Origin of the sequence: Pseudomonas sp. SM4 (assembly GCF_051913165.1) — a bacterium.
Classification (GTDB): domain Bacteria; phylum Pseudomonadota; class Gammaproteobacteria; order Pseudomonadales; family Pseudomonadaceae; genus Aquipseudomonas.
Window position 1 is genome coordinate 85,629 of the sequence record NZ_JBODOE010000009.1, and the last position, 12,901, is coordinate 98,529.

The 12,901-nt window shown below is 59.9% G+C and carries 9 protein-coding genes; 4 read left to right on the forward strand and 5 right to left on the reverse strand.

What is annotated here, in order from left to right; genetic code table 11:
• Positions 1-50: 50 nt before the first annotated feature.
• The 3 genes from ACQ4MY_RS17905 to ACQ4MY_RS17915 all read left to right on the forward strand — a co-directional run bounded on the left by ACQ4MY_RS17905 (position 51) and on the right by ACQ4MY_RS17915 (position 4,126).
• Positions 51-872, forward strand: coding sequence for an ABC transporter substrate-binding protein (locus ACQ4MY_RS17905; protein ID WP_158836294.1), 822 nt, complete (start codon positions 51-53; stop codon positions 870-872).
• On the forward strand, positions 869-1,705 hold the full coding sequence (locus ACQ4MY_RS17910; RefSeq protein ID WP_440096006.1) for an amino acid ABC transporter permease: 837 nt from the start codon (positions 869-871) through the stop codon (positions 1,703-1,705). The genes ACQ4MY_RS17905 and ACQ4MY_RS17910 overlap by 4 nt, the downstream gene beginning before the upstream one ends.
• 273 nt (positions 1,706-1,978) lie before the next feature.
• Positions 1,979-4,126, forward strand: a complete 2,148-nt coding sequence (locus ACQ4MY_RS17915) for an autotransporter outer membrane beta-barrel domain-containing protein (protein WP_440096007.1) — start codon at positions 1,979-1,981, stop codon at positions 4,124-4,126.
• Between the two features lie 164 nt (positions 4,127-4,290).
• Here ACQ4MY_RS17915 and oadA read toward each other — a convergent pair whose 3' ends face one another.
• Both oadA and ACQ4MY_RS17925 read right to left on the reverse strand, forming a co-directional pair.
• Positions 4,291-6,099 carry a sodium-extruding oxaloacetate decarboxylase subunit alpha gene (gene oadA, locus ACQ4MY_RS17920; protein WP_212545390.1) on the reverse strand — a complete coding sequence of 603 codons (1,809 nt, stop codon included), beginning with the start codon at positions 6,097-6,099 and terminating at the stop codon, positions 4,291-4,293.
• Between the two features lie 11 nt (positions 6,100-6,110).
• The gene (locus ACQ4MY_RS17925) at positions 6,111-7,526 is read right to left on the reverse strand and encodes an acetyl-CoA carboxylase biotin carboxylase subunit (protein ID WP_053125176.1); all 1,416 of its coding nucleotides are present in this window, start codon (positions 7,524-7,526) and stop codon (positions 6,111-6,113) included.
• A gap of 190 nt (positions 7,527-7,716) precedes the next feature.
• On the opposite strand from ACQ4MY_RS17925, the gene ACQ4MY_RS17930 reads away from it, so the two are divergent.
• Entirely contained in the window at positions 7,717-8,679 is a 963-nt protein-coding gene (locus ACQ4MY_RS17930) for a LysR family transcriptional regulator (protein ID WP_158836288.1), read from the forward strand.
• Here the strand turns inward: ACQ4MY_RS17930 and ACQ4MY_RS17935 are convergent.
• From ACQ4MY_RS17935 to ACQ4MY_RS17945, 3 genes are all read right to left on the reverse strand, one after another.
• Positions 8,621-8,824, reverse strand: coding sequence for a PA3496 family putative envelope integrity protein (locus tag ACQ4MY_RS17935; protein ID WP_008078845.1), 204 nt, complete (start codon positions 8,822-8,824; stop codon positions 8,621-8,623). The two genes, ACQ4MY_RS17930 and ACQ4MY_RS17935, sit on opposite strands and share 59 nt — an antisense overlap.
• Positions 8,825-8,977: 153 nt before the next feature.
• On the reverse strand, positions 8,978-9,844 hold the full coding sequence (gene hexR / locus ACQ4MY_RS17940; protein WP_008078846.1) for a transcriptional regulator HexR: 867 nt from the start codon (positions 9,842-9,844) through the stop codon (positions 8,978-8,980).
• 127 nt (positions 9,845-9,971) lie between these two features.
• Positions 9,972-12,845, reverse strand: coding sequence for a putative bifunctional diguanylate cyclase/phosphodiesterase (locus tag ACQ4MY_RS17945; RefSeq protein ID WP_008078847.1), 2,874 nt, complete (start codon positions 12,843-12,845; stop codon positions 9,972-9,974).
• Positions 12,846-12,901 lie beyond the last annotated feature (56 nt).

A 12,901-nucleotide genomic window follows, 5' to 3' on the forward strand; every position in this document is an offset into this window, starting at 1 on the left:
ATACGCACCATTCGGTTAATAACAACCTCTTTTTTACTCAGGGATCGACTGTGAAATTTCAACCGCTACTGGCCCTGGGCCTGACGATTCTGGCCGCCTCCACGCAAGCGTTTGCAGGCACCACGCTGGACCGTGTCGAGCAGAAAAAGCAACTGGTCGGCGTGCTGATGGAGAGTTATCCACCGTTCTCGTTTCTCAACGATCAGAACCAGCTCGACGGCTTCGACGTCGATGTCGCCAAAGCCGTGGCCGACAAACTCGGGGTCAAGCTGCGCCTCGAAACGCCGTCCTGGGATGTCATCGCCGCCGGTCGCTGGAGCGGCCGTTACGACATCTGCATCTGCTCGATGACACCGAGCAAGGCGCGCGCCGAAGTGTTCGATTTCCCGGTCGAGTATTACGCCTCGCCGGCCGTGATCGTGGTCAATGCCAAGGATGACCGGATCCACCAAGCCAAGGATCTGAGCGGCAAGAAAGTCGGCCTCACCAGTGCCTCCAGCTACGAGAGCTATCTGAACAAGAACCTGGTGATCGAAGGCGCTGAAGACACGCAGTTGCAGTACCCGTTCGAGGACGTGCAGATCGCGCCGTACGATACCGACAACGTCGCGTTCCAGGACCTGGGGCTTGGCGCAGGGGTGCGGCTGGATGCGATTCTCACCAATCTCGTCACGGCGCAACCACGCCTGAACCAGGACAAACGCTTCAAACTGGCTGGCGCGCCGCTGTACTCGGAGCCGAACTCGGTCGCCATCGAGAAGGGCGACGCACAATGGGCTGCCAAAGTGCGCGAAGTGTTCGCGCAGCTCAAACAGGACGGCACCCTGAGCAAACTTTCGCAAAAATGGATCGGCGCCGATATCAGCCAATGACCTCTTTCCCTACACCTCCACAGCCACCGCAGCGGGTGGCTGAATCACGTCTGCAACGACTCTTCGGTTTTCGTACGCGGCTGTACCTGACGTGGGCGGCGATGGTCTGCCTGTTCAGCGGATTTTTCCTCAGCTTCGACCTGAAGTTCTCGATCATCCTCGACAAACTGCCCAATCTGGTCGGCCTGCATCTGGCCCCCAACGGCTTTCTGCAGGGCGCTGCGCTGACGCTTTTTCTGTGTGTCTGCTCGATTGTCGCCTCGTCACTGCTGGGCTTTGTCACCGCGCTGGCACGCCTGTCGAAAAGCGCCGTGGCGTTCGGCATCGCCAGTTTCTACGCGTCGTTCTTTCGCGGCACGCCGCTGCTTATCCAGATCCTGCTGATCTATCTCGGGCTGCCGCAACTGGGCATCGTGCCCGGCGCCATTGTCGCGGGCATCATCGCCCTGTCATTGAATTACGGTGCCTACCTCAGCGAGATTTTCCGCGCCGGTATCCTCGGCATTCCCTATGGCCAACGCGAAGCGTCACTGGCGCTGGGCATGCGCGAATCGGTGATTTTCTGGCGCATCACCCTGCCCCAGGCCATGCGCACGATCATCCCGCCGACGACTAACCAGTTCATCTCGATGCTCAAGGATTCGTCGCTGATCTCGGTGATGGGGGTCTGGGAAGTGATGTTTCTGGCGCAGTCGTATGGGCGCTCCAGCTATCGTTATATCGAAATGCTCACCACTGCGGCGATCATTTACTGGGTGATGTCGATCGGTCTGGAGTTGATTCAGGCGCGAATGGAGCGGCATTACGGCAAGGCGTACGAACGCCGGACGTGAGGTGTGCTGCAACAAGGCCGTCCACTTAACAGCCGTAATCAAAGGCTGATCGGACAGAGGCAGACGAGTTTTTGAGTTTGCCAGCGGGTTACATCTGTATTCGCTGTAGGAAAACACGCCGCAACGGCGGGGTAAAACCAGCCGTTCTCACGGTCGCGGAAATTTTCCACAGAGGAAACTGATAGAAGCCGCAAACCTGTGGGAAGCAGCTGACATCGCCCCCACAGTCCTTCCACATAGAGTTTGGCCTCCTGTCAAAAGAGGCCTTACTTGATGCCCGCTCAACACATATTTCGACCGAAACAACTGGCCTTGGCCATCACCCTCGCAGTGGGTTGCGCGCAATTTGCGCAGGCACAAGAACCGCCGGCTCCGATGCCGACGCCTGAGGAGCTGATCGGTCTGCTCGACCAATTCACCAGCGATCCGGCGACTCATAAAACATCCGTCAGTACAAAGGGCTACTCAGAGCCATTCGATGATCGGGATGACCTGATCACCGTCACCGGTCGTGGCAGTCTGGCCGGCCTACTGGATGGAGCCGGGGGCATCAACGTTCTACAACTGGATGCAGCGAAAGGTACCTTGGGGGAAACGCGCAATATTGACGGGCTGGAGGTGATGAAAGGCAAGTGGACGCTCAGCAAGGAAGGATTGGGGAGCTTCGAAAAAGGCGCGATGGTTCGGCCGAAAGCCAACCTTACTAACGAAGGAGACATCAGAGGTCATGCCATTGTCCAAGGCATTCTGGTCAACCGAGGCGGGATAGGTGGCGAAGCACTTGTGGTGGCTGGCGGTGATCTGACCAACCTGGGAATCATCGGCGGTGGGGTCACCGTCAACGAAAACGGCCACTTTGCCGGTCGAGGGGCGACCGGCACATTGAACCTGCACGGCCGCCTGACAGTTGATCACGCTTATGGCGCACCGCAAATCAACGGCGATCTGAACCTGTCGCACAGCGCAACACTGGCTTACGAGGTGGACGCTGCCGGTGTCAGTGAAACCATCCTGGTACGCGGGACAGCCAATCTCGGCGATGCGACCCTTAAACTGCTGACTGCCGGGGACTACCCTCAGAGCAGCGAGCACACCCTGCTCAAAGCCGAAAGGGTTGAAGGTCGCTTTGGTGCAATCGAACACAACCTCGCGTACATGACCCCAACACCCCACTACAACGCTCAGGATGTCAGCCTGACCTACGCTCGCAATGAGGTGCCCGTCGAAAGCGCAGCAAACACCACGAGTGCTCGCGAGATTGCCAAAAGCATTGATCAGACGCCCAATGCAGCCCCCTCTGCGGTAGCGTCCGCGAAAACGACTTCCGGCGTGGCTAGCGGGGTGGCCGCATCCGCTGTGGTTTCCACTCCTGCGGCGGTCCCCAAACGCAGTGAATTTTCCCCGCCGGCCAACAAAGCCCTCGTCGCCCTGCTCGGCAGTAACCGAAACACCGCCGCCCTCGCACTTGAGCAACTTGCCGCCGGCAGTAACGCCAACCTGGCCAAAGCCACACTGAGTGCCGTGACCCCGGTCAACGACAGCCTGCTGTCGGCGATGCGCCAGTTGGACAGTGGCAAGCCCTCGACCAGCGCAAACGACGGCAATGGCCGAGTCTGGGTCCAGGCACTGGGCAATGGTGGCAAGATCGATCGCGACACCGACAGCACACTGAAACACGCCACCCAGGGTCTGGTCGCGGGTGCCGACTGGCGTCTCGATGAGCAATGGCATGTCGGGATCATCGGTGGCAAATCGCAGACGAAACTCGATGCCCGTCATTCGGACGGCGACCTCGACAACTGGCACCTCGGTGCTTATGCCGTTCGCCAGGACGGCCCCTTGGCGCTGCGTTTCGGCGCGACGTATGCCAGCCACGACGGCAGCAGTAAACGTCGAGTCGCGTTCAATGGTTTCAGCGATCGTCTCAAGGGCAGTTACGACGCCAGCACCCAACAGGCTTTTGCCGAAGCGGGTTACAACTTCGGCGAGGGTGACATCACGCTCGAACCTTTCGCCAATCTGGGTTACCAGCGCTATCAACGCGACAGCTACAGCGAAAAGGGTGGTGATGCGGCGTTGAAAGTCCACGGGCAATCGCAAAACAACCTGACCAGCACCTTCGGCCTGCGTGTGGCAAAAACCAATACCCTCGACAACGGCATGCACCTGACGCCGCGCCTGAGTGCTGGTTGGAAACACACCTACGGCGAACTCGACCAGCACACCCGCCAGCAATTGCTCAACGGTGGCATCGATTTCGAAATCGCCGGAGCAGCACTGGATCGCAACAGCCTGTCAGTCGACGCCGGCCTCGACCTGGCCCTGTCTGCCAACCACACGCTGGGCATGGGCGTCACCGGGGACGTCGCATCTGACAGCCGCAACACCGGCGTAATGGGCCAATGGCGCATGGCGTTCTAACCGATCCCGGTAGGAGCTGCCGCAGGCTGCGATCTTTTAATGTTGTTTTTTAGAAGACAAGATCAAAAGATCGCAGCCTGCGGCAGCTCCTACAGGGAAAAAAGCAAAAAAAAGGGGAGCACATGCCCCCCCGAGGTTTAAAGCGTTGGATCGCGGCGGTTATCTCAGCCTTCGATCTCGATCAGAATTTCGCCCGGATTGACCCGATCACCCTTGGCCACATGAATCGCGGTGACCTTGCCGGCAATCGCTGCCTGGACTTCGGTTTCCATCTTCATCGCTTCGGTGATCAGCACAGCCTGGCCAGCCTTGACGGTGTCGCCCTCCTTGACCAGCACATCAACGATGTTGCCCGGCATGGTCGTGCTGACGTGGCCCGGTGCCGAAGCTTGCTTGCGCTTGCTGCTGCCACCGCCGACGAATTCGTTGAGCGGTTCGAACACCACTTCTTCCGGCATGCCGTCGATGGACAGGTAGAAGTGACGTTTGCCTTCGGCTTTCACACCGACACCGGTGATGTCGACGCGGTAGGTTTCGCCGTGCACGTCGATGACGAACTCGGTCGGTACGCCTTCGCCGCCCGCCTTAGTCACACCGCCCGCTTCAGGAATCGGCAGCAGCACTTCAGGGGTCAGGGTGCCGGCGGCACGCTCTTCGAGGAACTTGCGGCCGATGTCCGGGAACATGGCAAAGGTCAGCACGTCTTCTTCCGACTTGGCCAGTGCGCCGATGTCGGCACGCAGCTTGGTCATTTCCGGCTTGAGCAGATCGGCCGGACGCACGTCGATGACTTCTTCGCTGCCGATCGCCTGACGACGCAGCTTCTCGTTGACCACGCCCGGCGCCTTGCCGTAGCCGCCTTGCAAGTAGAGCTTCACTTCGTTGGTGATGGTCTTGTAGCGCTCGCCGGCCAGCACGTTGAAGAACGCCTGGGTGCCAACGATCTGCGAAGTCGGGGTCACCAGCGGCGGGAAGCCGAGGTCTTCACGCACGCGCGGGATTTCCGCGAGCACTTCGCCCATGCGGTTGAGTGCGCCCTGCTCTTTCAACTGGTTGGCGAGGTTGGAGATCATCCCGCCCGGCACCTGGTTGACTTGCACGCGGGTGTCGACGGCGGTGAATTCGCTTTCAAACTGGTGGTACTTCTTGCGCACGGCGTAGAAGTACAGACCGATCTCTTGCAGCAGTTCGAGGTTCAGACCGGTGTCGAACTCGGTGCCTTTGAGCGCAGCGACCATCGACTCGGTGCCAGGGTGGCTGGTGCCGGATGCGAAGCTGGAGATCGCGGTGTCGATGTGGTCGGCGCCGTTTTCGATGGCCTTGAGCTGGCACATGGTCGCCAGACCGGCCGTGTCGTGCGAGTGGATGAACACCGGCAGCGACTGCTCGGCTTTCAGTGCGCGTACCAGTTCGCCAGTGGCGTACGGGGTCAGCAGACCGGCCATGTCCTTGATCGCCACCGAGTCGCAACCCATGGCTTCCATTTGCTTGGCCTGGGTGACGAACGCGTCGATGGTGTGCACCGGGCTGGTGGTGTAAGCGATGGTGCCTTGGGCATGTTTGCCGGCCGCTTTCACCGCTTCGATGGCCACGCGCAGGTTACGCACGTCGTTCATCGCGTCGAAGATGCGGAACACGTCGATGCCATTGACGGCAGCTTTGGCGACGAAGGCTTTGACCACGTCGTCGCTGTAGTGACGGTAGCCCAGCAGGTTCTGGCCACGCAGGAGCATTTGCAGGCGCGTGTTAGGCAGCGCCGCGCGCAGTTGGCGCAGACGCTCCCACGGGTCTTCTTTCAGAAAACGTACGCAGGCGTCGAACGTCGCGCCGCCCCAGCACTCCAGCGACCAGTAGCCGACTTTGTCGAGCTTGTCGCAGATCGGCAGCATGTCTTCGGTGCGCATGCGGGTGGCGAGCAGCGATTGGTGAGCGTCGCGCAGGATGGTATCGGTGACAAAGATCTTCTTGGACATTGTTGTATTCCTCACAGGCCTGCGTGGGCGGCGATGGCGGCGGCGATGGCCAGGGCCAGCTCTTCGGGTTTGCGCTTGATCGAGTAGTTGGTCAGTTCAGGGTGGCTTTCAACGAAGCTGGTATTGAACTGGCCGCTACGGAATTCCGGGTTGCGCAGGATTTCCTGGTAGTACGCGGCGGTGGTCTTCACGCCTTGCAGACGCATGTCGTCCAGCGCCCGCAGACCACGGTCCATCGCCTCTTCCCAGGTCAGTGCCCAGACCACCAGTTTCAGGCACATCGAGTCGTAGAACGGCGGAATGGTGTAGCCGGTGTAGATCGCTGTGTCGGTGCGCACGCCCGGGCCACCGGGGGCGTAGTAACGGGTGATCTTGCCGAAGCTCGGCAGGAAGTTATTTTTCGGGTCTTCGGCGTTGATACGGAACTGCAACGCGAAACCACGGTGCTGAATGTCTTCCTGTTTCACTGACAGCGGCAGGCCGGAAGCGATGCGAATCTGTTCGCGGACGATGTCGATCCCGGTGATTTCTTCGGTGATGGTGTGTTCCACCTGCACCCGAGTGTTCATCTCCATGAAGTACACCTCGCCCTCGGCGAGCAGGAACTCCACGGTGCCGGCGTTCTCGTAACCCACTGCCTTGGCCGCACGCACCGACAGGTCGCCGATGTAGGCGCGCTGCTCCGGGGTCAGTTGCGGGCTCGGGGCGATCTCGATGAGCTTCTGGTTGCGACGCTGGATCGAGCAGTCACGCTCGAACAGGTGCACGACGTTGCCGAAGCTGTCGCCGAGAATCTGCGCTTCGATGTGCTTGGGATTGACGATGCATTTTTCCAGGAACACCTCGGCAGAACCGAACGCCTTGGTAGCTTCGGAAATCACCCGAGGGAAATTCTGTTCGAGTTCTTCGCGGCTGTTGCAGCGACGGATACCACGGCCGCCACCACCGGAGGTGGCCTTGAGCATCACCGGATAACCGATGCGGTCGCCCTCGACCAAAGCTTCTTCGATGTCGGCGACGTTGCCTTCAGTGCCCGGCGTGACCGGTACGCCGGCCTTGATCATGCTGCGGCGCGCTTCGGTCTTGTCGCCCATGCGGCGAATGACTTCTGCCGACGGGCCAATGAACTTGATCCCGCGTTCGGCGCAGATATCAGCCAGCTCAGCGTTTTCCGAGAGGAAACCGTAGCCAGGGTGAAGTGCATCGCAACCAGTTTCCACGGCCAGGTTCACCAGCTTGCGCGGGTTGAGGTAACCGGCCAGTGGCTCGGCACCGATGCTGTGGGCCTCGTCCGCACGCTTCACATGCAACGCATGACGGTCGGCGTCGGAAAAAATCGCAACCGAGCGAATACCCATTTCGGCGCAGGCTCGTACGATTCGTACGGCAATCTCACCACGGTTGGCGATCAGGATCTTTGTTATCACTTGGAGGTTCCCTTGAGCCGGTGGCACCACGACCTGCTAGACCCAGGTCGACGCGTGACCAAATGTTTCAATTTAGTCGCAGGTCCACACTAGCGCTGATGAGGGATTAACAAAAATGAATAAAAATTGGGTCAGGCATAAGCAAAGACTTATAGTTGAAACATCAGCCAGCCGTCAGAGCCTATAAAAAATGCGTAAGTCCTTGATGCGTATGACATTGCGTCAATTGCAGATCTTCAACGAAGTGTGTGATTTACGCTCTTACAGTCGCGCAGCTGAGGAAATGTCGCTCACCCAACCGGCGGTCAGCCTGCAAATAAAGCAGCTCGAAGAGCTGATCGGCCAGCCATTATTCGATTATGTCGGCAAAAAACTCTACATGACCGAAGCCGCTGAAGCTCTTCAGCGCGCCAGCCGGGACATTTTCGGGCGCCTGGAAAACCTCGATATGCAACTCTCGGACATGCAGGGCTCGCTGCAAGGTCAGCTGAAACTGGCCGTCGAATCCAGCGCCAAATACTTCGTCCCGCACCTGTTCGCCGCGTTCAAGCGCCAGCACCCGGAAGTGAATCTGCAACTGACCGTGGTCAACCGTGGCCAAGTCATTCGCAGGCTGTCCGATAACCGTGATGATCTGGTGATCATGTCCATGGTGCCGCAGGACATGGGCCTGGAATTCCTGCCGTTCCTTAACAATCCGATTGTCGCGGTAGCGCGCCCGGATCACCCGTTGGCGCACATGGGCCCGCTGCGCCTGCAGGATCTTGAGCCCTACACGTTGCTGATCCGCGAACCCGGCTCGGGAACGCGATTGGCGTGTGAAGAATATTTCAAAGAGAAACGTGTGCACTTCACCCAGACCCAGGAAGTGGCCTCGGCCGAAGCACAACGTGAATGTGTGCAGGCGGGTCTGGGCCTGGCGCTGTTGACGCGCCATGCCCTGAACCTGGAGCTGGCGACCGGTGGGCTCGTCGAGCTGCCGGTCGAGGAATTGCCGCTGCTGCGTAGCTGGTGCCTGGTGCAAGCAAAAGCCAAACGCTTGTCACCGGTGGCGCACGCCTTCCTGGCGTTTATCCGCAGCGAGCGCGTGCAGATCAGCGCGCTGGTTGAGCGCTTCGACGGGAAGCTGCGGGTGCCGCCTGCCAGTGAGTGATCTCGGGAAAGTCGCCGATCTCGGCTTGAAGCTGACGGAGTTCGAAGCGATCTTCGATGGCGCGGCGAAACTCCATGCGGCGCTGGTCTTCCTGCTGACGACGGGTTTTCGCGGCGCTGTTGCGTTCTTCGTAGGGCTGAGCCATTTCGAGTCTCCCAAGGCGATGACGGGAGTTTCACGATAGGCGCGGGGGATGACGGTTTGATGAAAGTTGCCGGCAAGAAAGCAAAAGATCGCAGCCTTCGGCAGCTCCTACATTGACCGTGTAGGAGCTGCCGCAGGCTGCGATCTTTTGCTCTTAATCGTCGAGGGCTTTTGCCGCTTTCGGCGACAAGCGCAAGCTGCGCAGACTGCGCTTCACGCTCTTGAGGTGGTTGACCAGACTCGGCCCACGCGCCATGGCCACGCCCATCGCCAACACGTCGATCACCACCAGGTGGGCGATACGCGAGGTCAGCGGCGTGTAGATCTCTGTGTCTTCATGCACATCGATCGCCAGATTCACAGTCGACAACTCGGCCAGCGGAGTCTGGCTCGGGCACAAGGTAATCAACGACGCCCCGCTCTCGCGCACCAGATTGGCGGTGATCAGCAAATCCTTGGAACGCCCCGATTGCGAAATACAGATCGCCACATCAGTGGGCTTTAACGTCACCGCCGACATCGCCTGCATGTGCGGATCGGAGTACGCCGCTGCGGTCAGCAATAAACGGAAGAACTTGTGCTGCGCATCCGCGGCCACTGCGCCCGACGCGCCAAAACCATAGAACTCGACGCGCTGCGCCTGCGACATCAACGTCACCGCGCGCTGCAACTCAATCGGATCGAGCTTCTCGCGAACCTCCATCAGGGTGTGCAACGTGGTGTCGAAAATCTTCAGGCTGTAATCGGCAACCGAGTCGTCTTCGTGGATCGCGAACTGGCCGAAGCTGGCACCGGCGGCCAGGCTTTGCGCCAATTTGAGTTTGAGATCCTGAAAACCGGAGCAACCGATGGCGCGACAGAAGCGCACGATGGTCGGCTCGCTGATGCCGACGCTGTGGGCCAGGTCGGCCATGGAACTGTGCATCACCGCCGCAGGGTCAAGCAGCACGTGGTCGGCGACCTTGAGCTCCGACTTGCGTAACAGGTGACGTGATTGGGCGATGTGTTGCAGCAGATTCAAGGGGCTGGACTCTTCTTATGGGCAAGGATGTAGCACGCTTGTAGTTATACTACATGAATTGGCTTTTTGCCTGCTCAATGCGTAACTCCATGTCCCCATATCAGGCGCGATGAGGTGCATGTAGCCCTTAAAACGGTTTCTCCTGTTCACGCAAAAGCCCGGCCAGCGCGGCAGCCTCCACCGGACGGCTGATCAGATAGCCCTGCACTTCATCGCAACGTTCGGCGCGCAGAAATTCCAACTGATCCTGGCGCTCAACGCCTTCGGCGACCACCTTCAGCGAGAGCCCGTGGGCCATGGCAATGATCGCGCGGGTAATCGCCGCATCCTCACTGCCTTCACCCAATCCGCGAATGAACGCCTGATCGATCTTCACGTAATCCACCGGAATACGCTTGAGGTAACTCAATGACGAATAGCCGGTACCGAAGTCGTCGATGGCCAGTTTCACCCCCAGATCGCGCAGTTGCTGGAAGGTCGCGATGATGTGTTCGACGCTGTCGAGCAACTGGCTTTCGGTCAGTTCCAGCTCAAGGTAGTGCGGCGCCAGACCGGTTTCTTCCAGCACCTGGCGCACCAGGCTGACCAGTTTGCCCTGACGCAATTGATGCACCGACAGGTTCACCGACACGCGGATCGGCTCCAGCCCCTGCCGCTGCCATTCACACGCTTGCCAGCAAGCCTGGCGCAGGACGAATTCGCCGATCGGGCCGATCAGGCCGGTTTCCTCAGCCAGCCCGATAAAGTCCCCCGGCGGCACCCGGCCCATGGTCGGGTGATCCCAGCGCACCAGTGCTTCCGCCGCGTTCAGTCGCCCGGATGCGAGACAGAGCTTCGGCTGATAGAACACTTTTAGCTGCTTTTCTTCGATGGCTTTGCGCAACTGGTTTTCCAGTTGCAGGCGCTCAAGGGTGCTGGCCTGCAAGCTGTCGGTGTAGAACTGGAAGTTGTTACCGCCCAAGTGCTTGGCGTGTTGCATGGCCATGTTCGACTGGCTGACCAACGCGGAAATCTCCCGCGCGTTGTCCGGCAACATGCTGATGCCCATCGAGGCACTGACGACCAGCTCATGCCCTTCGACGGTCAGTGGCAAGCGCAACTTGCTCGACAGTCGGGTGGCGACACGGGCCAGGCTCGACAGGTTGCCGTAAGCATCGAACAACACTGCGAACTCATCACCGGACAACCGCGCGATGGTGTCGGCCTCCGGCAAGGCATTGACCAGCCGACGCGCCATTTTCTGCAACATCTGGTCAGCGACCTCGTGGCCGAGGCTGTCGTTGAGCAACTTGAAGCGATCCAGATTGATGTGCAGCAACGCCAGGCTACGCCGCCCGCCCTGCCGCACGCGTTGATGCGCTTCATGCAGGCGCTCGCGGAACAGTGAACGATTGGCCAGCCCGGTCAGTTCGTCGTAATGGGTGAGGTAACGCATGCGCTCTTCGGATTCGCGCCGCGCTGACAGATCGGCGAAGAAGCCGACGATATGACTTACATTTCCCCGACTGTCGCGCACCGCATTCAATTGCAGCCACTGCGGATACAACTCGCCATTCTTGCGCGTCTCGACCAACTCACCCTGCCAACTGCCGTGTTGCTCCAGTGCATGACGGATCGCCACGTAATGACGCCGGGCATCGCGGCTGCACGGCAGCTCGACGACGTTGCGCCCGAGCATGTCGTCGATGTCGTAGCCAGTCACGCGGCTGAACGCCTGATTGATTGCGATCAGCGAGTAATTCGGGTCGAGAATCACGATACCTTCGCTGGCCGCTTCGAACACCGTCGCCGCCAGGCGTTGCTGCTCTTCGAGGCTTTTGCTGACGCTGATGTCACGGCGAGTACCGACCATGCGGATCACACGACCACTTTCGCTGCGCTCCACGGCGCGACCACGGTCTTCGATCCACACCCAATGACCGTCGCCATGACGCACGCGGTACTCGATCTGATAATCCTCGGTGCGGCCCTTCAAATGCTCGATCAATGCGTGCTTGAGGGTGGGCACGTCCTCCGGGTGCAAGCGCGGTTTGAGGTCGCGCAGCAGTGCCGTGACAAATTCCGGGGCGAGGCCGAACAGCTCCTGAATCTGCGTGTGATGAACTTCATCGGTTTGCAGGTTCCAGTCCCACAGCCCCAGCTCACTGGCTTTCAACGCCAGCGCCAGCCGCGCTTCGCTTTTGCTCAGGGCCTGATTGGCAGCATCGAGTTCGCGGCTGCGCTGGGCGACGCGGTCTTCGAGCTCGACCTGCGCTTCGCGCAACTTGCCCTCGGCACAGCGCCGGTGATCGATTTCCCGGGCCAGTTCCTGATTGAGCTGCTCGCTGCGCGATTGAGTTTGCTGCAGGTGTTCGATCAGGTGCTGATTCTGGAAGCGCCGCAGCAAGCCGCGATCGATCAGACGATTGACCTGCCACGCGACCACGCTCAGCGAGCCGAGCAGAATCAACCCGAGCCAGCCCCAACCGCGCGCCTGTTCATCGCCGCCCCAGAATAAAAAGCCGATCGCCGGCAGCAGACACGGCAAGGTAAAGGACAGGAACGCCGGCAGGCTCACCGCGTAAGCGACACTGGCCGACAGGGTCGCGGCACCGATCAGGCCGAACACCCAGGCTTGCTGCATGAAATTATCGGCGGGCACCAATGCGATGCCGGCACCGGCCAGCGTCAGCCCGGTCAGGGTCGAGCCGAGCAGAAACATCCGCAACCAGATGGGTTGGGCCTGGCGGTCAGGGATTGCCGAGTCGAACGCCGCCACCTGAATCACCCGCAACGCCACCAGCGACAGCAACCACACCAGCCAGACGCTGACCACGAAGTAGCGCTGCGGGCTCCAGAGCAAACCGGCGCAGACCAGACCATTGATGAGCATGAAAAGAGTGGGCAACAAGGAGCCCTGATACAGCAGACGCGTGCGCTCCACCGCCATTTCGACGGCATAGTGCTTGCGGATAACCCGGGGTTCCACAGAGGGGCCCGACAGTTCGGCGCTGAGGGTCATGGGCAACGTTCTTGTTCTTATAAGGAGGGCGTGCGCCCGAAACGTGGACGGAGCAT